Below are 20,746 nucleotides of genomic sequence, written 5' to 3' on the forward strand. Positions count from 1 at the left end.
CGCACCCTAGCCCGACGCTCCACCAACGCGAAAGCCCTCCTCTAGTGATCTAGAGGAGGGCTTTTACCTGCGGAGACGTGTGGGCCGCCAGGGACTCGAACCCTGAACCTACGGATTAAAAGTCCGCAGCTCTGCCATTGAGCTAGCAGCCCGTGGCGGGTTGAGGCCCGCCATGCGCACCTTAGGCTACCGGATTGGTGCCTGCGAAAGATTGTGGCCTCCGGTGGCTGCGCTGCTCGTTACGGTACGTGGCTCGCAGGTGCGGCATCAACGGGATTTCCAAACCCCAAAGAAGGCACTTCACCTGCGGAGTCGAACGTTTGTCCACAAGTTATCCACAGGCTGTGGATAAGCGGGTTAGGCCAGGAGCGCCTTGGACATGCGGCGGCTTGCCACCATCAATCCAGCCAAGGTGGTAAGTGCCAGGTAGGCGATGCTCACGAGTATGCCCAAGCTCGGCGCGCCTGTTGACAGGGCCCGCAGCACCTCGACCGCGTGGTACAGCGGTGTCAAGGCGATCAGGATCTCCACGGCGAACGGATAGTCCTGCACCGGTGAGAACGTGCCGGAGAACAGGAACATGCTGAACTGCCCCACGTGAACGAGGTCGAAGTCTTGCCAGCCACGAATCATGGTGCTGATCGCCATGCCGATGGAGCCGAAGGCGAGACCGACGAGCATGGTGGCCGGAAGGGTCACCAGCGCCCATAGCGGAGTCGTCAGGTCCAGGGCGACCATGATGATCAGAAAGCAGACGGTGTAGAGCGAGCCGCGCAGCATGGCCCAGACCAGTTCACCGGCCGCGATGTCCATCGGCTTGAGCGGTGTGGCGAGGATGCTGTCATAGGATCTGACGAATTTGAACTTGGCGAAGAAGTTGTACGTGGTCTCGGCCAGTGCGCCCGACATCGCCGACACAGCGAGCATGGCTGGGGCGACGAACGCGGCGTAGCTAAGTGTCTTGTCTCCCACCGAAATGTTGCCGATGAGGGCGCCCACGCCGACACCGATCGACAGCAGGTAGAGCATCGGCTCGAAGAAGCCCGAGAGCAGAACCAGCCAATAGGACGGCCCGGAACGCAGCGCCGCTACATTGCGGCTGAGAATGGACGCCACACGTGAGATTGCGGGCATTTGCCTGCCGTGCGTGACGGCGTAGGTCGTCACCATCGTTAGTCCTTCAGTCGCTTGGAATAGGCGCGGTTGGCCCACACGAGGCCGGCGGCGGCGATGAGAAGCAAGTAGCCCACGTGGGCGGGCGCGGGCCACAGGGGCTCGGTGCCCAGCATCGCCGCGCGGCACAGCTCGACGGCGTGCCACAGCGGTGAGGCATAAGCCAGCGGAAGCACCAGCGTGGGCAACTGGGTCACGGGAAAGAAGACCCCGGAGAAGAGCGTCGCGGGAATGACGACGAAGCGGGTCAGCAGTGGGAAGTAAGACTGGCTGTTGAGGCTGGCCGCGAAAGCGCTGACCGGTGCTCCTACCGCTAGTGCCAGCAGCGCGCACACGAGCGGAGTCACTAGAACCCACGGCGAGTGCACGGCACCGAAGAGGGCGCTAACAGCGAGGAATATGGCTGAGCCGATGAAGACCCGGATCTGGATGTAGAGCTGCCAACCGCCGATCATGTGGCCGATCCGCAGCGGAGTGGCCCGCATGGCGTGATAAGCCCGGCTCCACTTGAAGTCGCTCATGACCGCGAACGTCGACTCCCCGTGGGCGGTCTGAAATGCCCCAGCGGCAAGCACTCCGGGCACGATGAAGGAAAGGTAGTCCCACCCGTTGACGGTGCCGACATATCTCCCGACACCTATGCCGATGCTGATGATGAACAACAACGGTAAGACGAATGAGGAGAAAACCGAGGCTCGCCAATTGCGTTTGTAGGTGATCAGGTTTCGTTCGAGCGTGGCGAGGGTGCCTGCCATGGCTAGTTCACCAGCGTTCGGCCGGTGAGGATGAGGAACACATCCTCCAAAGTGGAGCGCCGCACCAGCACGCTCGACGGGGTGAAGCCCCTGCGGTGCACTTCGCTAACCGCGCCCTCGCCGTCGGCTGTGTAGAGCAGGAGCCGGTCAGGCAGCGGATCGAGCCGATCGCCAATGCCTGCTAGCTTTTCCACGAATGATGCCGGGCTTTCCGTGCCGAAGCGCAGCTCGACAACTTCCTTTGTGGAATGAGTGTCGATGAGATACCGCGGTGAGCCTTCCGCGACGACCTTGCCGCGGTCCATCACGACGAGGCGGTCGCACAGCTGCTCGGCCTCATCCATGTAATGGGTGGTGAGCACAAGCGTCGTGCCAGCTTGCTTAAGCCGGAAAAGCCGCTCCCACAACAGATGCCGTGCCTGCGGATCGAGGCCGGTCGTCGGCTCGTCAAGCAGCACAAGGTCAGGCTCGTTGACCATCGCGCGGGCAATGGTCAGGCGTCGTTTCATGCCACCGGAAAGCTGCTCCACCTTGCCGTCGGCCTTCTCGGCCAGCTGCACGAACTCGATCAGTTCTGTCGCGCGGCGCCGTCCCTCGGAACGCGGAATCCCGAAGTAGCGGGCATAGGTCGTGAGGTTCTCAAAGACGGTCAGGTCAGGGTCGAGGTTGTCGTGCTGTGGGCAAACCCCGAGACGGGCGCGAATGCGCGAGCCGTCTCGCACGGGATCCATGCCGAGGATGCGCAGCTCGCCCCCGGTTGGCTCGGAAACACATCCGATCATGCGCATGGTCGAAGACTTGCCAGCACCGTTCGGCCCAAGGAAACCGAACGCCTCACCCGGCGCGACCTCCAGGTCAATCCCCTTGACCGCGGCGAAATCCCCGAACTTTTTCTCCAGGGCGCGTGCATAGATGAGAGGTTCAGTCACGTAGCGAAACTACTCGATACATCGATGGTTCTCTAGTGCGTCCTATGATTTAGTTTACTGAATGCACATTCATCGATATTGTGGTTCGTCCTAAATGGATGGCCGTACTGATATGTCGCGCAGGGAGGGCATACGTGCCAAGTGAGGGTTTATTCGTACAAGTCGGTGCCACTCGCGATGGACTGGACCCCTATCTGGACGCGGCACGACGGCGCGGTCTAACCGCTGTACTCGTGGAAACGCCCGACTACTTAATCTTTCGTGAGCAATTAGGACGCCGGCCATTCGACGCGACGATTGCCGTGCAAAATCCAGCGGATCCGCAAGCACTAGTGGATGCGCTAGATGCAACTCCCGTCCTGATGCTCCCCGGGTTTGAACGCTATACAGCTTCGGCCTACACGGCGGCTGAGTCACTGGGGGCGCGCCCGGCGAGACAGTCTCCAGCGTTCACCGCGCCATACAAACGGGCACAACGCGCCGCGGTCGCGTTGGCGGGCATAGCAGTGCAGCAGCCCCGCCACATCCTGCTGGATTCGCTTGAGGATCTAACACCGTCCTTGGATTGCGGCCTTACCTTCCCTGTGGTGGTCAAGCCTGGCAACGGTGGCGGCGGGCTAGGCGTGCTGTTGGTTAGCCAGCCCGGTGCGCTAACCGAAGCGGCACAGTTACTTCGCGAGGTGACCAATTACGGTGGCAGCACTTTCGATGACTGGCTGATCGAAGAATTCGTGGAGGGAACCGAGGTTTCGGTCCAGGGCGTCGCGAGGGAGGGCAACGTCCAGATTCTGACCTACTGCGAGAAGGTCATCACCGTTGAAACCGAGCAGGACTCGCTCATTTCAAGTTTTCGTGAGTCAGGGCATATCGCTTATCCGGGCGACGAAGCCGACGCGGCGCTGCAGGCATTCGCTCAGGGATGCATTTCCGCGGTGGGTTACCAGACGGGACCGTTCCATGTCGACCTCATCCGTGACGGCGATTCGTTGCTGCTACTGGAAATGGGCTTTCGCTTGTCTGGCATGCGAGTCACGGAGCTTGTCACGTTAGCTTCCGGGTACGACTGGGGTGAGGAGGCATTCAGAAGCCATCTCGGCGAGCCAGCCAGCCCACGTCAGCCAGCGCCCCACCTGCGTTACGCCGGCCACTTCACCATGCGGCATCCAGAAGAGCTCGACGCGGCACGGCGCCTCATGTCCGAGTCCGATTCCCGCGTCACGGTGCAGCCGTTCGGCCCACTGCCGGATTTAGCGCACGGTGATGGAGAATGGCCCGCGTCGCTGCACGCGGACATAACCCGGCACGCTGGTGCCGTTGGCCGCGTCCTCGTCCAGGCGAGCAACCCGCGCCTCGTCGCCATGCAACTGGAGCACTGTAAGGCGGGGATGCGCGTGAGCCAGCCTTAGCGAACGTTTAGTGGATGGTACTCCGGGCAGGCACGCCCATCTATGAAGGTAAACCCTTGCGTTGACCCTCACGCCGCAACGTTATGGCGAAGAGCCGTTCCCTACCTTGCCGTAGTGCATTTCGATGCCCGAGACAGGTTGCGATTCCCACTACCCGTCCCCTCGTGAGGAGTCAGAGTGAAACGAACTCTGCGCGGACTTGCCGTTGCGCTGCTAGCCGCAGGCGCGCTCGTCTCCGCTCCGTACACAGCAAATGCGCAACTGGTCATCCCGGATATTTCGCTGACCAACACCAAAGCGCACTTGCAGCAGTTCCAGAACATCGCCAACGCTAACGGAGGCAACCGCCGTTCCAACACGGCTGGTTACACGGCTTCGGTGAACTATGTCTACGACAAGCTGGTCGCGGCCGGCTTCACCGTGGTCAAGCAGAACTGCACCTCTGGCTGCACCTCGGGTTCCGGCCCGAACGTTATCGCCGACTGGCCAGGCGGAGACGGCAACAACGTCTACATGTTCGGTGCTCACCTTGACGGTGTGTCGGCAGGTCCCGGTATCAACGACAACGGGTCGGGCTCGGGCATGCTGCTTGAGCTAGCGCTGACGCTGGCGTCGACGAACCCGTCAATGCTCAACCACGTCAGGTTCGGCTGGTGGACCGATGAAGAGCAGGGCCTCAACGGTTCTGAGTTCTACGCCAACAACCTGCCGACGTCGGAGCGGTCGAAGATCAAGGCCTACTTCAACTTCGACATGGTCGCCTCGACCAACGGCGGCTATTTCATCAACCGCATCTCGTCTGTGCCCGGCCAGGTGCTCAAGCAGTACTACGACACCAACTTCCCGGGCCTGGCCCCGGAAGAAAACGTTGAAGGAGCGGGCCGTTCCGACGACGCGTCATTCAACGCGGTCGGCATTCAGACCTCCGGCGTCGCCGCGGGCGCGAGTGCTAACAAGACCAGTGCTCAGGTCACTAAGTGGGGCGGCAACACCGGCGATTACGACCCGTGTTACCACGCGTCTTGCGACACCTACCCCAGCAACATCAGTGACACGCACCTCAACCGTGCGGGTGACGCGGCGGCATATGCCCTGTGGACACTCGCGGTGCGGGACGTGGCGCAGAACGACTTCACGATTGCCGCTTCGCCCACCTCTGGCGCGGTCGCACCGGGAAGTTCAGTCAACACAACGGTTTCAGCGACGCTGACCAACGGCTCGGCCCAGACGGTGAACCTGACCGCCTCTGGCTTGCCCAGCGGCGCGACGGCGAGCTTCAGCCCGACGTCCATCAGCTCCAACAGCGGCTCATCGACCCTCACGGTTTCGACGACCGCTGCCACACCGCCGGGCACCTATCCCATCACCATTACTGGTACGGGAGCGAGCGCGACCAGGACGGCCACGTTCACGCTGACGGTCAACGGCGCGCCGGGTTGCAGTGGCACCAACGGCAATAACGTCAACATCACTGACAACACGACCGTCAACAGTCCGATCACGATCAGTGGCTGTGCCGGCAACGCTGGTTCAGGGTCAACGGTTGAGGTGCACATCGTGCACACCTACATCGGCGACATGCTCGTGCAGCTGGTGGCGCCCGACGGCACGCTCTACACCCTGCACAACCGCACGGGTGGCAGCGCGGACAACATCAACCAGACCTACACCACGAACCTGTCGAGTGAAGCCGCGAACGGCACCTGGAACCTGCGCGTCAACGACAACGCTGGCGGCGACACGGGCTACATCGACACGTGGACGCTAAACCTTGGTGGCTCAACGCCTCCGGGTTGCACCGGCACGAACGCCAATAACGTGAACATCACCGACAACGCTACCGTGAACAGCCCGATCACCATCTCGGGTTGCTCGGGTAACGGTTCGGCGACGTCCACTGTGGAGGTGCACATCGTGCACACCTACATCGGTGACATGCTCGTGCAGCTGGTGGCACCCGACGGCACGCTCTACACCCTGCACAACCGCACGGGTGGCAGCGCCGACAACATCAACCAGACCTACACCACGAACCTGTCGAGTGAGGTCAAGAACGGCACCTGGAACCTGCGGGTCAATGACAACGCGAACAATGACACCGGCTATATCGACAGCTGGACGCTAACCCTGTAATCGCCAAGATGACTGCGGCTGCCTGGATCCTCAGCCAGGCAGCCGCTTTCATTTATGTCACTAAACCGCCGCGACCGGATGGCCGGACTTCATGCGGGAGCCAAGGAAACTGAACAACAGGAGGGTCAGCCCAGTGGCGACAGCCGTCCACTTCGCGGCGACCGGATCCACGGTCAGAGCGAGCACTGTTCCCACGACGGCAAGGCCCATCATCGTCAGGGAAAGCCAGGTGAATACCGGAGCGGCGAACGCCTTGGCGAACGGCAGAAAGTGCGCGCCGACCACGAAGATGACCCATAGAACGACCAGATTCGGCTGTTCCAGCACGCGGCTGATGACCGACGATCCCGCGAACATGGCAAGGACCATAGCCGTGACACTGAAGCCATAGGTGCGAATCGCCGCCCGGCTTGGCGGTCGCTCGGGTGCTGATGGCGGGGGCTTGATGACGGCAAGCCACAGTACCGCCAGAAATGCCAGCGCCCCGGCCACCCGCACGATGGTGGTGACAGAGGAGGCGAACTCCGTGGAGTTGGCGAAGATAAATGCCATTCCGGCGACGGCTCCCACTAGCGAGCCAATGCGACTTCCTTTCATGATCGCGAAAGTATCACCTGGCTCACTCGCGATGCCAAGGCATCCGCGGACGTCTGATCGGCCCCTAGCCTCGGATCGTCCAATGTGGTCTCACAGCGAACGCGGGCGTGAATCCGGCGCTGTCGGCAGCGAATTGCGGTCGCGCAGGGACAGTTCAAGCGATTCCGCGAGCCGAAGCACCAACGGCCGCCCCGGACTAGAGCGCCCGGTCTCCACAAAGCTCAGGCCGGCGACCGCGCCACGATTCTGTGGGATTTCCGGGCTACAGCAGAGTTAAGCCCCGGCGGCGGAGTGCGGGGATCCACGCTGATCTCCGACTACTCCGCCGCCAACGGGGGTGCTTTAAGAATCGCAATTCGGGCAAGTCACCGCATTAGGCACAACCCTTAATCCATCCCTAAGTCATCAGGCGGCCACGCAGAATAGGTGACCTTCGGGATCAGCGAGAACCGTCCACTGGTCTCCGCCGGGCTGAAAGTCCGGTTTCGAAGCGCCCAAAGCGACCAGTTCCTTGACGGACTGGTCGATATCGCTGACCTTGAAGTCGAAGTGGGCATGCTTGGCCGGGTCGGGCCACTTCTGCGGCTGGTAGTCCGTGACCCGCTGGAAGCCCAGCTGAATCGGGCCGCCGTCGGAGAGATAGACGCAGTCTTCGTCGGAGTACGTGACCTTCCACCCGGTCACTTTGGTGTAGAACTCGGCCAGGCTGGCGGGATTGACGCAATCGAGGACGACCGTGCTGAGGTTGGCGATTGAACTCATGCCGAAAAGGCTGCCGCGAGCGGGCGTTAGCGTCTTGAAGATTCTTGCGGCCGCCTAAGACACCGTCTGTCCTGTCACACCCGCGTCGTAGCGTCTGGCTCGTGCGTTCTTTCGTTTCGCTCGCCTCGCGGCCGGAGTTCTCCGTCATGGCGGTGAGCTGCCGCGACGATCACCGTGGGTGGTCGGAGGCGGAGTCGCGCGACGACTTTCGCGTGGTGCTGGTGCGCAGGGGACGATTCCGCCGGATGGCCACCGGCACAGCGGCCGACATCGATCCGACTCTCGCCTATATCGGCCTGCCCGGCGAGGAGGAGCGCTTCGCCCATCCCGCTGGCGGTGACGTGTGCACCTCCATCACGCTGACACCGGCGCTGTGGCAGACCATCACCAGCGACACGGCGGGCATCACGTCAGGAACCCTTTATGTCGACGGGCGAGTCGACCTCGTGCACCGGCGCCTCCTGCGTGCCGCCGAGGTGGGTGACATCGACTATGCGCTCACTGAACAACTCGTGAAACTGATTAGCGGTGTCCGTCCAAAGACGACAAGCGCCGCTGACCGGGCCGTGGTCGCGGCCGCGCGCGAAGCCATCCTCGAAGGTCATCCCGCCACCCAGGGCCTGTTCCCGCTCGCCGAATCGCTCGGGGTCTCGCCCTATCGGCTGAGCCGTGCGTTCACGCGCGAGATGGGGGTTTCGCTTACCCGCTATCGCAACCGCGTGCGGGTCGCCCACGCCTTAGAACGTTTGGAAGGCGGCGAAGCCCATCTCGGCCTGCTCGCGGCCGACCTCGGCTTCGCCGACCAGGCCCATCTGACCCGCACGTTGCGCGAACACGTAGGGCACACGCCCACGGCGCTTCAGCACCTTCTCGGCACGGCGAAGGCCCCCCGGTCTTAACCGGAGGGCCCGAAAAGCGTTGCTGGTTAAAGGACTTCGCGGAGCGCTCCAGCGAAGGCTTCTGGCTGTCCGGCCATCCCAAACTCGCCACCCATGAAGCCACCGTGGTGGCTCGGGAAGATGACGGGCTTGAGGCCAAGACGCTCGGCCACGCCCTCGCCAGCGCGGCGGGCGAAGGTGCCTTCCGACTCTTCCCCAACGGCCAGCACGATACGGGTCGGCGCGGCGCTGAGCGCCTCGAAGTCGTGCTCATAGTGCGTGCAGGTGATGAGGTTCTGGGCGAACAGCACATCGTCACGTGAGCCGTCGTCTTCCGTGGGCATCCCGAAATCAGCCGGGCTCGGCATCGGTCCGCTGCCGAAATCAGCCGGAATCGGGCCCTGCAGGCTGGTGATGGCGATGAACTTGGCCATCGCGGCACCGAAGCCGTCCCGCTCGTAGGTCTGGCGCATGTCAGCGATGGCGGACAACGCTTCTTCACGGTCCGGCAGGACCTGGGCCGCGGGCGGCTCGTGGGCCACGAGGGTGCGCACCACTGACGGGTGTTTGGCCACGAGCGCGAGGGCGTTCACGGCACCGCCGCTGCTGGCGAAGATGTCGACCGGTCCACCCACAGCGGAGATCACTGCGTAAACGTCGCTGGCGTGCAGGTCTGGGGTTGACTCGATCGAGCCGCCGGTGCGCTTGCTGCGGCCAGCCCCACGAGGGTCGTAGGTGACCACGGTGCGATCGGGGAAGTATTCCGCGAGCGTGGCGAATCCACTGGCGTCCATCGGCGAACCGAACATCAGCAATGGCGGTTCAGTCGTTTCCGCCGCCTTGCGCACGTCGTAGGTCAAAGTCACGCCGGGCAGGTCAAGCGTATGGGTTTCGGTCGAGGTCATCATCGTTCCCTTCTCGGAGTTCTAACTCTAAGACGAGGCGGATCTCCGAAACTCATCGCGCGAGCGCGAAGAAGTTTTTAGCCGGGCCAATCTGGGTAGTGGACGGCTATGGAAGAGGGAATACGGGCAGATCAGCTAAGCGACGACGATTTGCTCCGGGAGCTATATCAAGTGCAGCGCACGCGCCACGAAACAATGCGGCATGGGTCGGACAACGCCCTCGACACCCACACCGAGCGGATGGCGGAGCTGGAAGCCGAATATTTGCGCCGGTTCCCCGACCGGGAGATCGAACAGTCACGACTGCGCGACTAGCACCTCTGCGAGCTCAGTGAAGCCGCGTCGTTCAGCATGCTGCAACGCGGTCACCCCGTCTTTGTCCGCAATGGACACATCGGCGCCAGCTTCGATGAGAATCCGGGCAATTTCTTGGTACTTGGCGGAGCCGTCGCCAAGGATCACGCACTCCAGCAGGGCGGTCCAGCCCAAGTTGTTGACGTGATTGACGTTGACGCCCGTCTGAACGACACGCCGCACATACTCGACGTGTCCACGCTCGCTCGCCGGGATGACGGAAATGCCGCCGTACCGGTTGACGATCGTCATGTCTGGGTTGGCGGGCAGCAGAACTTCAAGCATGGCAACGCTTCCGGTGACGCCAGTCACGAGCCACGGCGTGTCGTGCTGATCGTCGAGGGCATCCGGATCGGCTCCGGCGGCGACGAGAAGCCGTGCCACCTCAACGTGATCCTCGGTCACGGCGAGCAATAGCGGCGTACGCCCGCGTTCGTCGCGCTTCTCCAACTCCGCCCCAGCGGCGATAGCTTCTTGCGCGGCGGCCACATCGCCCGCACGCGCGGCCGAAAGCAGGTCAGTCATTGGTGCGTCTCCTTCTGGTGCGGCGGTTGTGCAGGCGCCTGACAGTGACAATGCCAGAAGCGCCACCGCCAGGCGCCCGCGCTTCATCGCGTGGCCGCCAGTCCGGCTTCGGCGTATTGGTGGTCGAGCGCTCCGCTAGGCGCGCCGCCAACCCCAATGGCGGCAACGATTTCGCCGTTGATGGTGATCGGGATGCCGCCGCCGAGGAACAGGGTGCCGGGGAGATCACGGATCGACGGGTTGGTGCCGCCCGCGTTCGCCGCCAGTGCCGTGGTCGGCTGGCCGAACGAGACCGCAGTGAAAGCCTTGCGCTTGGCCGACTCATCGGTCTGTGGACCGGCGCCATCGCCATGCAATGACACGCGGACCTGCCCGGAGCGATCCATAATCACCACCGTAACGTGATGGCCGCCCTGTTCAGCGGCATCGATAGTGGCCTGAGCGATCTGGACCGCCGCGTCGGTTTTCAGCACGCGAACCTGGGTCGTGTCCGCAGCGTTCGGTGCTTTGCCCGCGGTGGCCGCCGGCCCGCCCGCGAGCGCCAGGCCCGCCGACCCAGCGACCACGCTCAGCCCAGCCGCGACTCCCACCAGCGCCATGCGCCCCTTCAGCTTCATCTTTTCCTCCAAAACCATCAGCGGGTACTCCATGAGCCTGCCCCCGCGCTGAAGGGTGCACGTGGTGAAGGCGGCCGGCGGTGGCATCCATCAGATGGTTGATGTGCGCGGCGCCAGCCCCCGTACCGTGGACACATGCGCACTTGGATGCACGCGGGCTTCTACCTGCTGCTCGCCGCGTCCGCAGCGCAGTATGCGGCTCGGCACGGCTTGACTGACCGCGCACCGCTCGTGCTGGGCGTGGCGGGAGTGCTGGCCCTGGTTTACAGCGCTGGCATGCTGTTCCCGTTGCCCCGCAAGGCTTGGGTCATCGCTCTGCTCGTGGTGTGGCTTCCGCTCGTGTTCTTAGCGCCCAGCTTCGGCTGGTGTGCCGTGCCGGTTCTGTTCGCGGCACTAGGGGAGTTCTCGGCCCGCACTGCCATCGTGCTGGCCGTCGCCCTCACGGCATCGGTGATCCTGGCTGGGCTGCTGCGGGCGACCACGATCGACCCCAGTCTCATCCTGGCGCCGGTCGCCGTGACCGTGATCGCGACCGCTGCCTTCGTTCAGCTGGCTAAAGCGCGCGATGAACTGGCGGTCAGCCAACGGGAGGCGGGCGTGCTCGCCGAACGGCAACGACTGGCTAGGGACATCCACGACACCATCGCGCAGGGACTGTCCAGTGTGAACCTGCTGTTGCAGGCCGCTGACCGGGATTGGGAAAGAGCACCCGAGCGGTCTCGTTCCTATGTGCGCCAGGCGGCCGGGGCCGCACGGGACAACTTGGCTGAGGCGCGCCGGGTCGTGGCAGGCCTCACGCCGGCCGCTTTGACAGAGCAACCGCTCACGGAAGCGTTGCGTGAGCTGTGCCAGAGCACCGGCGCCGAGTTCAGCACCCATGGCACGCCGGTTGCCTTGAGCACCAAGACAAGCGTGGAGTTGCTGCGCATCGCGCAGAGTGCCCTGGCTAACGTCGCCGAGCACGCTCAGGCGACGCGAACGGTGGTAACACTGACTTTCGAGCCCGCGAGAGTGCGGCTGGAGATCGCTGACAACGGGATCGGGTTTGATCCGTCCGCGCCGCAGCCCGGCCCCGGTCGCGGTTACGGACTCGAGGCGATGCGCGATCGTGCGGCGCTCATCGGGGGGACGCTTACCGTTCGGTCGGGGGACTCACTGAGTACCCTCGTCATGGTTGAGGCCCCCAAATGAAGGTGCTGTTGGTCGACGACCACCCGGTGGTGCGCGCTGGCTTGCGTGCTCTTCTCGGTGGTGTCGAAGGCATCGAGGTGTGTGGCGAAGCGGCCACCGGCGAGGAAGCCCTGCACATGGCGGCGGCCCTGCATCCCGAGGTCGTGCTGATGGATTTGCAGCTAGGCCAGGGCATCGACGGTGTGGAGACGACCCGGCTGATGGCGCAAATCGTTCCCGCGCCAAGGGTTCTGGTGCTGACCACCTATGACAGCGATGCTGACATCGTGCGTGCGGTGGCTGCTGGAGCGACCGGCTATCTGCTCAAGGACACCGCGCCGGAAGAGTTGTTCCGTGCGATCAAAGAGGCGGCACAGGGCCGGACCGTCCTATCTTCTCCCGTGGCCTCCCGCCTCGCCCGGCGGACAGTCACGCCTGAGCCGAGCCTGAGTCCGCGCGAAGTCGAGCTCCTGCACCTGCTAGCCGAGGGTCTCACCAACGCGCAGATCGGCCGCAAGCTCCACATTGGACAGGCCACGGTCAAGACGCACTTGGTGCATATCTTCGCGAAGCTCGGTGTCGACAGCCGCACCGCGGCGGTAACGGCAGCCGTCGCGCGCCGCCTGATCCGGTTGCCGGGGCAGTAAAGCGGCCAATCTTCCTCTAGGGTGGCTGGGTCTAGAAAAACCTGACGGGGAGGAAAGTTTCGTGACATTGAATTTCTCGCGCCGTGCGGCGATTGGCCTGGGAGCCGCGGCCGCGACGACAGTCGCTCTCGGACAGACGGCTCACGCTGAAGAAACTGACAGTTATGCCGGGGTTGACCGGATCCGGGGCCGCTACCTGGGCCAGAAAACGCGTGTAGGTGGCAACTGGCACTCCCACGTCGCTGTCATCAACGACTCCGGTGGGCTCGACGCGATCGTCGATGACGACGCTGACGCTGTCACCAATGCCTATAGCGTGCAGAAAGTCGCCGTCGCGGTTACGGTGATGGACAAGATTGACCGGGGTCTGCTGCGCCTGGACGACAAGCTCGACCTTCCGGCCAATTTGATCCTCGGCGGCAGCGGCATCTATCACCTGCACGGTGTCTACGGCGATCAGATCACCATCGCCAACTTCCTCACCGCGCTGCTGCTGATGTCTGACAACACCGCGGTGCGGATGTGTGGCAGGGTCGTGCCAGCGCTTGAGGTGAACGAAATCCTTGCCGCTAAAGGATTCGTGCACACGAGGGTGCAGCCGGTGGCTAACCCCAACCGGTTCTTCCTCGGCGTGACCACGCCACGTGAAGTGCACGACCTGATGTGGCGGCTGGCCAACAAGACCCTGCTGTCGCCCGCGTCCTGCGACTTCTTGCTGCGCATCATGCGGTGGGTCAACGGATACCACGACGGCATCCGGCGCAACATGTCCTCCGACGAGCGCAGCCGCATCGCGACCAAATATGGCGCTGACTTCAATACGCTTGGGGCACAACGCAATGAGGCCGGCATCATGTTCGGTGCCGACGGCGCGCCCGTGCTGACCTATGCCTTCTTCACCGATTCGCTCGGTGACCTCGGCAACTACGGTGCCACGCATCCCGCTGTCGAAGCCCACGCCGTGCTCGGCCGCGTCATGTTCGACACCATCAACCGGCAGACCCGCCCCGGCATCGCGGCGCGCCACCACGTGGAGCGCTTCGAGCCCGTCAACGGCGGCTAAACACCTTGGCGCGCGGGCTGTTCGGCGCAGCCCGCGCGCCAGCGACGTTTCTTCGCTGGCCAGCAATGCCTTTATGACATCGGCTCGTAGTGCAGCACCATGATGCGCTCGTCGGTGATCTTTGAGCCGGCCAGGCGGAGATTGACCCGGTCAGTGACCTTGAGGACGGACAGCCCGCCCCCGAGAGCGACGGGGTGGATGGCGATGTGGAATTCGTCGATCAGCCCCAGCACCGCCAGAGCGGAAGCCAGCTCGGTGCCACCGGTCAGGAGCAGATCGGTGCCGGGCTCGGCTTTGAGCTTGGCGACCTCCTCGGCGAGGTCTCCGCCGAGGATGCGGGAGTTCCAGTCCGCCTTGTCCAGTGTCCGGGAGAAGATGACTTTGGGCTTGACCCGCCAGATCGGCGCGAACTTCTTGGTGTGCTCGTCATCGTCGAGTGTTTCCGCGATCGGCCAGTAAGCGGCCATCATCTCCCAGACGCCACGGCCGTAGACGAACGTGTCGCAGCGGTCTTCCAGCGCGTAGGAGTAGTCAGCGAGTTCCGGGCCCAGGGCGGGCCAGTCAAACTCGCCGTTCGGGCCGGCGATGTGACCATCGATGGACGTGTGAACCCAGTAAATAAGCTTCCTCATGCCCCTTAGTCGTAGCCCGGCGGTAGGTTCTCGACATGGACGAGATAAAAATCCGCTACAAAAAACACGCGGATCAGTTCGAAGCCAAGATCGCCGCTGTCGCGCCTGGTCAGTGGGCAAATCAGTCCCCATGCGCGGAGTGGACCGCCCGTGATGTGGTGAGCCATATCGTCGATATGCACGCCGCGATGCTCCGTCCGGTGGGCCGCGGTCTTAGCCCCGCGCCATCCGTCGCCGATGATCCGCTCGCCGCCTTCCGGGCCGCCCGTGCCGATGTGGAAGCGGTGCTCGCCGACCCGGCGTTAGCCGGGCAGGAGAGCCCCTCGCCGACCGGCCCGATGACCGCCGCCCAACACATTGATCAGGTCGTCAGCGACGACATGGTGCTGCACGGCTGGGATCTCGCCCGCGCGACGGGCCAAGACGACACCATGGACCCCGAAGATGTCGATCGCATGTGGACAGATCTTCAGGCGATCCCGGCTTCACTGCTCGACAAGATGCGCACGCCGGAGGCGTTTGGCCCGGGCATCTTCGTGTACGGGCCGCAAGTCAAGGTGCCCGATGACGCCTCGAAGCAGGACAAGCTGCTTGCCGCTATCGGGCGGCAGCCTTGAGGGGTAGGGCTCACGGCATACCGGCGAAGGGTTTTGATTCTTGATAGAAACGAACAGCGCCCGGGTGCAGTGGCAGGGGTGAGGCGGCGGCCGCCTGGCGGCGATCGAGCTGCGGCCGCGCTTTGAACAGCAGCTGGGTGAGCTGATAGGCGGCCTTGTCCGGCAGATCCTCCCGCACGAGGTAGAGGTTGGGGATGCCGAACGTCTCGACCGAAACGGTGGATTGATACGTGCCCGCTGGAATCGTGCGGGCCACGTATATGTCGCCGAACCGGCTGGTTAGCTCCTCGACGCCGATCGGCAGCGGAAGGACCCGGATCGGGATTCCCAAGTCGGTGACCACCTGGCTGGGGAGCCCGCCGATGTGCACGATCGCGGCGACGTCGCCTGAGCGCAGCGCGGCCGAGGCGTCCGATGTGGACAGTTCCATCCGCACGACATCGATCCGGGTCGCGTCGATGACCCGGTTGGCGGTGACGTTGGCGACCATGGGCGGGCCGACGACGACCCTCTTCTTGGACAGCGCGGCAAAGTTGGTGATCGTGCTGTCGGCCCGCACCACCACTTGCACGTAGTCTTCGGGCAAGACAGCGAGCGCGCGCAGCGGCAAGGCCCGGCCAAAGGGCTGTTCGCCTTGTGCGGCAAGCAAACAGAAATCGATGGCGGCGAAGCCGGCCTGTGCCTTGCCCTCGGCGACGAGCCTGATGTTTTCGACAGAGCTGCCCGCAGGCACAGGTCTCGCCGGCATCGGGGACACCCGTGCCACGTCGTGACCCAGCGTTTCAAAGCCGCCACTCGCGAGTGTCAGCTCAGATAACTGGGGTGAATCAGCGGCCTTACAGCTCGATAGCAGTAACAACGCGACGATTAGCAGCCGCTTCATGGCGCGCTCCGCAGGAGGATGATGGCGTGCAGTCCGTGCGGAACAGCTTGCCGCAGCAGGAGTTCGCCGCCTGACGCGGTGATCAGTGACTCGGCGATGGTGATGCCAAGGCCGGAACCGTCCGCGTTCTGATCGGCCGGACCGCGCCAGAAGGCTTCCGGCGCGCGAGCGATGTCCGTTGTGGACAGTCCCGGACCCGTATCACTGACGTGAACTTCCACCAAGCCATCGGGGTGAGGCGAGACGGTCACCAGGACGTCGGCACCTGCCCCCGCGAACTTGATCGCGTTGCTGAGCAGAGCATCGAGCGCCTGGTCGAGCACGTTTGCCGCCGCCATCGCCTTAGCGGGAGCGTTGGTGTGCAAGGCGATCCGCAGACCCGCCCGTTCAGCTGGCCCGGACCAGAACGTGACCCGGTCGGCGGCGACCTCGGCCGCGTCGATCACCGTCTGCGGGCCCGCGGGCACTTCAGCTAGCGCATAGGTCAGCAGCGCGTCGCACATGCCCGCCATCCGCTCGATCTCGCTGGCGATCAGGGCATAGTCGCCGGCCCCAGACTTGTCCACCGCCGGGCTCAGGTTCTCGATCGATAAGCGCAAGGTCGCCAAGGGCGTACGCAGCTGATGGCTCGCATAGGAGGCGAAGGTGCGCTGGCGTTGCAATAGCGCGGTCACGCGGGAAGCCATGGTGGCGAAGGATTCCGTGAGCCGGCGCAACTCAGGCGGACCCGAGCCCGTGATCTGATCCGGCAAGAAGGTCCCGACAGCGAGTGCATGGGCGGCCTCGTCCAGGTCGTGCACCGGTTTCAGCGTCCAGCGCGCGACGGGCCCGGTCGCTAACGCACCCAGCAAAAGCGTGAGCAAACTGAGTGAGCCGAGCAGAAACCAGTTCCGCCAAGTGCCCGCTTGCAGCTCCCCAGACGGAGAGATCGTCAGCGCGACCCCGACGATCTCCCCTCCGCTGCCGACCGGCTCCGCGATGATCAGTGGGGCGGGATCCCACGGCCAGCTCACCCCGGGAAACTGGCTCGCCTGCCCGGACAGCGCTCGGCTTATTCGTTCCTGAATCTCCACCGTCTCCAGGCTGACCGCCTCGCGGGAGCTTGCGGCGATGCGCCGGTTGCGGTCCACGACCACGGCCGTGATGCCAAACAACGAGTCGTAATGCCGGAGTTCCGCGTCGAGCGCACTCATCCGGTTGGTCAGAAGCGCAGGCTCGGCCAGAGCAGCGAAACGGATCGTGTCGCCAAGCCGGTCCATGAACATGGTTTGCGCATCACGGGCGGCAAGCACCAAGCCCAGCGGCACACTCAATCCCATCAGGACAATGAGCAAGAACGTCAGGTAAGTCCAGATGAGACGGCGGCGCATCAGATCCCGACGATCCGGTAGCCGACGCCGCGGATGGTTTGAATCTCGGCGCCGCCGCCAATCTTGGAACGAAGCGTGGTCATGTGCACGTCAAGCGTTCGCGAGGTGCCCTGCCAGGTGGTTCGCCACACCTCCGAGAACAGCCGCTCCCGGCGGACCGCCATCTCCGGCTCGGCCATCAAGATGGCGAGCAGCTGAAACTCCTTGCGGGTCAACGGAACCGGGCTCTCGTTAACGAAGGCGCTGTGCTTGTCCAGATCGACGCTGAGTTTGCCAACAGTCAGCACACCGGCAGTACGGGCGGGGCGGGCACGGCGCAACACCGCTTCCATCCGGGCCTGCAACTCGGCGAACCCGAAGGGTTTGACCACATAGTCATCGGCGCCAGCCCGCAACCCCGTGACACGCTCACGCTCCTGCCCACGGGCCGTCAGCATGATCACGGCGACATCGCTGCTCTGCCGGATGCGGCGGCACACGTCGACCCCCGTCGCCGTCGGGCAGTCCAATGTCGAGCAACACCAGATCAACCTCGGGCGCAGCGAACGCGGCGGCAGCGGTCGGCGCGACGGTCACCTCGTAACCACCGCGCTTGAGCGCACTGGTCAGCGCCGTCGCGAACCGCGCATCATCCTCCACGAGAAGCACTCGCATCTGTCTATAGTCGTGCGCGCGGAGGAGGGGCGCGAGAGGGCGGACCGCAAAATTTTCACTAAATCCGCTGGAAGGTCAGCGAGTTGAGGAACCAGCCGTGTTCGCCCGGCCGGTGACCCACCAGCACCGTGTGCACGCCGGCGGGCAGCGTGAACATCGTCGTCGCGGAAAGGTGGTGGTAGTTCCAGCCAGGAGGCACAGGTATGCGTGCTGATTGTCCAGCGACCGTTATCTCGACAGCGGAAGTGGAGATGTTGGGATAGGTCGAGGCGTGAAGGGACAACCGGTACGTGCCCGACTCCGGCACCCTGATCTGATACGCGATGGGATCGCCTATGTAGCCAAAGATGCTGTCGTGCCCGACCTGGAATCCATTGCCGGCCACGTTATCGGCGGCACAGGCGACACCGGCCGGGAAGTCCGAGCATCCGCCAGCGGTCACCTTCGCCACCACGTGCTGCAGCCCAGCCGTTCCGGGGATCACACGCGTTGAGTTATCGACCGTGCGCTCGGCCTGAATCGTGACAGTCCGGCCCGGTGTCACTGGCAGCACGTGCGGCGCGGGCGCGAACAGGTCGCTCAGGTTCACCGCGTAAAGCCAATGGTCGTATGGCGCAGCGACGGTCCCGGGCTTGTGTTGCAGCCCCGGCAACCAGACCTTTCCTTGATCGACCACCCCGAGTTGATGCGCGACGTGCGTGTCCACATCGCCGCCCAGCAACAGCCGGCTTCCCAAATCGACCGCATTGCCAATCGAGAACGTCTTGCCATCAAAGCGAATCGCCAGCAGGACGCCGTGCCTTGCCAAGTAGAGCATCGTGTTGGTGGCCGGGTCGAACAGCATTCCTTCGGCGGTATCGAATTTCTGTGGCTGATTCACCTCATAGTCAGGCCGGCACACGACCGGTCCAGGAGCCGGAGCGCAGCGAGGTTTGGTGAAGATCGCGACCGGGCCGGCCCCAACCTCGTTGTTCCGCGCGACCCAAAGGTTGCCGCTGGCGTCATAGGCCGAGGCACCATATCCCGCGCGCCCCGTGGCCTTGACCGGCTCGTCGTTGCGCGGCGATGAGGGCGTAGCTCCGGTTGCCTTCGGTTCCGCTGGCAGCAACCGCGCCGACAAAGGAATGACGGACCCGCCCTGAAGCTGAAACTCCTGCACCGTGGACGGTCCGTTTTGGACCTTCAGGCCAACCACGAAACGGTCCTCCGCTGGGTGCGCGGTGACCTCCCACGGCTTACCGGCCCCGGCCGGAAAGTCATACTGGGCAACGAGTTCGACGAGGCCACGCTGCACACGGATGACAGCCAGGCCGTCCTGCTGGGTGACGACGATCTCGCCGGACTTGAGCCGGGCCATCCGTCCTAGCCCACGGCAGTCAGACTGATCGGGCCGCTTCTTGTCCGGCGGGCAGGCCTTGTCCCAGCCAGCGGCGCGCAGTGAGCCGCCCGTCCACTTGAACCCGGCTTTCCACTGACCGTTCTCTTTGAGCAGCAGCCCCAGGACCGGCCAGTCCCCGTCTCGCTCAGGGTTCTGCTCGATCTGCGTTGGCCAAGCCGTATAGACCGCCATGTCGTCGCCGACCGGCACAATGTCGGCAATGGACGGTGCGATCGCATGACCGTCGCGCCAGACGCTCGCCTTGCCGGCCGTCGTCGGAATGCTGATCGTGGTCAGCTTCTTGGTGCCGAGCTCAAAAGCGGCCACGAACAAGTCACCTGAACTCGGGTGATCCCACACACCCAGATCACGCGGCGCCATGAGAAGCGTGCTGCCCGCCTTGACCAGCCGGTGCGGATGCCGGCCCGGCGGGAAGGCGAACCCCGGCAAGCCCACCGTCGCGACATCCTGCCCCGAGGGCAATGCCGCATCAAGCGCGCCGAACGAGCCCGGCCGGCCGTAGACCGTGACGGTCCCTTCGCCGGACACCAGCACATTGCCTGGCGGCTCAGTCGGCAAACCAGCCGCGGCGACGACCAGAACTACCGCGAAGGCGAGCCCAGCCGCCCGGCGCACCATCACCAGACATTCCTTCGGCGAAACTGCACACTGATGCGAGGACCGGCCGCGCGAGCCGTCTTGGGAACAGCGTGCTCCCAGGTGCGCTGGGCACTGCCACCCATCACCAGGAGATCACCGTGCCCCACCTCGAAGCGCAGCGACTTGCCGCCGCCTCGCGGCCGCATCAGGAAAGCTCTCGGCGCACCGACCGACACGATCGCGATCACGGTGTCTTCCTTTGATCCGCGGCCATGTGTATCGCCGTGCCAGGCCACACTGTCCTGTCCACTGCGGTAGAAGCACAGGCCCGCGGTCGCGAACGGTTCGTCGTTATAGATCGCGTTGAGCCGGTCCTTAGCCGTTTCCAGCGCCGGGTCGGGCAGCCCGTCCTCGATGACGTAGCTCGCGACCAGGCGCGGCACGTCAAGCAGGCGGTCATACATCTGGCGCCGCTCGGCCCGCCAGGCGACGTTGTCGCGCAAACGCAGGAAGACGCCATCAGGCTTATCGAGCCAGCCCGGGCAGAACTCGACCCACGCACCATGGGCCAGCTCGGTGCGCACAGGCGCGGCGGGCGGCAGGTCGAACAGCGAGCCCTGGAACGGCTCAGGCGCGAGCATAGCGCCAGGGTAGGCGGCACCTGTGACAATGCCGCCCCAGCGAAGCTTGATCCCCGT

General features: G+C 64.1%; 21 protein-coding genes, 1 tRNA gene and 1 pseudogene. 8 read left to right on the plus strand and 15 right to left on the minus strand.

The features are described from left to right. Positions 1-80 precede the first annotated feature (80 nt). The 4 genes from A3E1_RS0119615 to A3E1_RS0119630 form a co-directional block, all read right to left on the minus strand. Positions 81-152: transfer RNA gene (locus A3E1_RS0119615), tRNA-Lys, on the minus strand. Between the two features lie 205 nt (positions 153-357). Next, positions 358-1,170, minus strand: coding sequence for an ABC transporter permease (locus tag A3E1_RS0119620; RefSeq protein WP_020522498.1), 813 nt, complete (start codon positions 1,168-1,170; stop codon positions 358-360). 2 nt (positions 1,171-1,172) lie between these two features. After that, on the minus strand, positions 1,173-1,928 hold the full coding sequence (locus A3E1_RS0119625; RefSeq protein WP_020522499.1) for an ABC transporter permease: 756 nt from the start codon (positions 1,926-1,928) through the stop codon (positions 1,173-1,175). A 2-nt stretch (positions 1,929-1,930) separates the two neighbouring features. Further along, positions 1,931-2,857 (minus strand): ABC transporter ATP-binding protein, encoded by a 927-nt coding sequence (locus tag A3E1_RS0119630; RefSeq protein WP_020522500.1) that lies wholly within the window; start codon positions 2,855-2,857, stop codon positions 1,931-1,933. A gap of 134 nt (positions 2,858-2,991) precedes the next feature. Here A3E1_RS0119630 and A3E1_RS0119635 point away from each other — a divergent pair, with 134 nt between their 5' ends. Together A3E1_RS0119635 and A3E1_RS0119640 are read left to right on the plus strand one after the other, a co-directional pair. After that, the gene (locus A3E1_RS0119635) at positions 2,992-4,263 is read left to right on the plus strand and encodes an ATP-grasp domain-containing protein (RefSeq protein WP_157631618.1); all 1,272 of its coding nucleotides are present in this window, start codon (positions 2,992-2,994) and stop codon (positions 4,261-4,263) included. 177 nt (positions 4,264-4,440) lie between these two features. After that, positions 4,441-6,396, plus strand: coding sequence for a proprotein convertase P-domain-containing protein (locus tag A3E1_RS0119640; protein WP_020522502.1), 1,956 nt, complete (start codon positions 4,441-4,443; stop codon positions 6,394-6,396). A gap of 60 nt (positions 6,397-6,456) precedes the next feature. Here the strand turns inward: A3E1_RS0119640 and A3E1_RS46230 are convergent, their stop codons facing one another. Together A3E1_RS46230 and A3E1_RS0119650 are read right to left on the minus strand one after the other, a co-directional pair. Continuing rightward, complete coding sequence (locus A3E1_RS46230) at positions 6,457-6,993, minus strand: hypothetical protein (RefSeq protein WP_157631619.1); 537 nt, start codon at positions 6,991-6,993, stop codon at positions 6,457-6,459. Between the two features lie 405 nt (positions 6,994-7,398). Continuing rightward, entirely contained in the window at positions 7,399-7,755 is a 357-nt protein-coding gene (locus tag A3E1_RS0119650; protein WP_020522504.1) for a VOC family protein, read from the minus strand. A 101-nt stretch (positions 7,756-7,856) separates the two neighbouring features. Here A3E1_RS0119650 and A3E1_RS0119655 point away from each other — a divergent pair, with 101 nt between their 5' ends. After that, positions 7,857-8,654 carry a helix-turn-helix transcriptional regulator gene (locus A3E1_RS0119655; protein ID WP_020522505.1) on the plus strand — a complete coding sequence of 266 codons (798 nt, stop codon included), beginning with the start codon at positions 7,857-7,859 and terminating at the stop codon, positions 8,652-8,654. Between the two features lie 26 nt (positions 8,655-8,680). Here the strand turns inward: A3E1_RS0119655 and A3E1_RS0119660 are convergent, their stop codons facing one another. Further along, positions 8,681-9,538, minus strand: a complete 858-nt coding sequence (locus A3E1_RS0119660; RefSeq protein WP_026208614.1) for an alpha/beta fold hydrolase — start codon at positions 9,536-9,538, stop codon at positions 8,681-8,683. 108 nt (positions 9,539-9,646) lie between these two features. Here A3E1_RS0119660 and A3E1_RS0119665 point away from each other — a divergent pair, with 108 nt between their 5' ends. After that, positions 9,647-9,853, plus strand: a complete 207-nt coding sequence (locus tag A3E1_RS0119665) for a DUF6158 family protein (RefSeq protein ID WP_020522507.1) — start codon at positions 9,647-9,649, stop codon at positions 9,851-9,853. Here the strand turns inward: A3E1_RS0119665 and A3E1_RS0119670 are convergent. After that, a complete protein-coding gene (locus A3E1_RS0119670; protein ID WP_020522508.1) occupies positions 9,836-10,417 on the minus strand; it encodes an ankyrin repeat domain-containing protein in 582 nt (193 codons plus the stop codon). The two genes, A3E1_RS0119665 and A3E1_RS0119670, sit on opposite strands and share 18 nt — an antisense overlap. 83 nt (positions 10,418-10,500) lie before the next feature. Beyond that, positions 10,501-11,121 carry a GlcG/HbpS family heme-binding protein gene (locus tag A3E1_RS0119675; protein ID WP_020522509.1) on the minus strand — a complete coding sequence of 207 codons (621 nt, stop codon included), beginning with the start codon at positions 11,119-11,121 and terminating at the stop codon, positions 10,501-10,503. A 48-nt stretch (positions 11,122-11,169) separates the two neighbouring features. Here A3E1_RS0119675 and A3E1_RS41115 point away from each other — a divergent pair, with 48 nt between their 5' ends. The 3 genes from A3E1_RS41115 (at position 11,170) to A3E1_RS0119690 (ending at position 13,914) form a co-directional block, all read left to right on the plus strand. Beyond that, the gene (locus tag A3E1_RS41115) at positions 11,170-12,225 is read left to right on the plus strand and encodes a sensor histidine kinase (protein WP_020522510.1); all 1,056 of its coding nucleotides are present in this window, start codon (positions 11,170-11,172) and stop codon (positions 12,223-12,225) included. Next, the gene (locus A3E1_RS0119685; protein ID WP_020522511.1) at positions 12,222-12,851 is read left to right on the plus strand and encodes a response regulator; all 630 of its coding nucleotides are present in this window, start codon (positions 12,222-12,224) and stop codon (positions 12,849-12,851) included. Before A3E1_RS41115 ends, A3E1_RS0119685 begins: the two co-directional genes overlap by 4 nt. A gap of 61 nt (positions 12,852-12,912) precedes the next feature. Then, positions 12,913-13,914, plus strand: coding sequence for a serine hydrolase (locus A3E1_RS0119690; RefSeq protein ID WP_020522512.1), 1,002 nt, complete (start codon positions 12,913-12,915; stop codon positions 13,912-13,914). A gap of 71 nt (positions 13,915-13,985) precedes the next feature. On the opposite strand, the gene A3E1_RS0119695 is transcribed toward A3E1_RS0119690, so the two are convergent. Then, positions 13,986-14,546 carry a dihydrofolate reductase family protein gene (locus A3E1_RS0119695; protein ID WP_020522513.1) on the minus strand — a complete coding sequence of 187 codons (561 nt, stop codon included), beginning with the start codon at positions 14,544-14,546 and terminating at the stop codon, positions 13,986-13,988. A gap of 35 nt (positions 14,547-14,581) precedes the next feature. Between A3E1_RS0119695 and A3E1_RS0119700 the strand changes: the two genes are divergently transcribed. Continuing rightward, on the plus strand, positions 14,582-15,163 hold the full coding sequence (locus tag A3E1_RS0119700; protein ID WP_020522514.1) for a TIGR03086 family metal-binding protein: 582 nt from the start codon (positions 14,582-14,584) through the stop codon (positions 15,161-15,163). A 10-nt stretch (positions 15,164-15,173) separates the two neighbouring features. Here the strand turns inward: A3E1_RS0119700 and A3E1_RS0119705 are convergent, their stop codons facing one another. From A3E1_RS0119705 to A3E1_RS0119725, 5 genes and pseudogenes are all read right to left on the minus strand, one after another. After that, positions 15,174-16,046, minus strand: a complete 873-nt coding sequence (locus A3E1_RS0119705) for a TAXI family TRAP transporter solute-binding subunit (RefSeq protein ID WP_020522515.1) — start codon at positions 16,044-16,046, stop codon at positions 15,174-15,176. Next, complete coding sequence (locus A3E1_RS41120) at positions 16,043-17,416, minus strand: sensor histidine kinase (protein WP_020522516.1); 1,374 nt, start codon at positions 17,414-17,416, stop codon at positions 16,043-16,045. The genes A3E1_RS0119705 and A3E1_RS41120 overlap by 4 nt, the downstream gene beginning before the upstream one ends. Further along, positions 17,416-18,070, minus strand: a pseudogene (locus A3E1_RS41125) (response regulator transcription factor). The gene A3E1_RS41120 and the pseudogene A3E1_RS41125 overlap by 1 nt, the downstream one beginning before the upstream one ends. A gap of 58 nt (positions 18,071-18,128) precedes the next feature. After that, a complete protein-coding gene (locus tag A3E1_RS0119720) occupies positions 18,129-20,090 on the minus strand; it encodes a carbohydrate-binding protein (protein ID WP_157631621.1) in 1,962 nt (653 codons plus the stop codon). Further along, positions 20,087-20,689 (minus strand): alpha-ketoglutarate-dependent dioxygenase AlkB, encoded by a 603-nt coding sequence (locus A3E1_RS0119725; protein WP_020522519.1) that lies wholly within the window; start codon positions 20,687-20,689, stop codon positions 20,087-20,089. Before A3E1_RS0119725 ends, A3E1_RS0119720 begins: the two co-directional genes overlap by 4 nt. Positions 20,690-20,746 lie beyond the last annotated feature (57 nt).

The organism is Catelliglobosispora koreensis DSM 44566 (assembly GCF_000379685.1).
GTDB lineage: Bacteria > Actinomycetota > Actinomycetes > Mycobacteriales > Micromonosporaceae > Catelliglobosispora > Catelliglobosispora koreensis.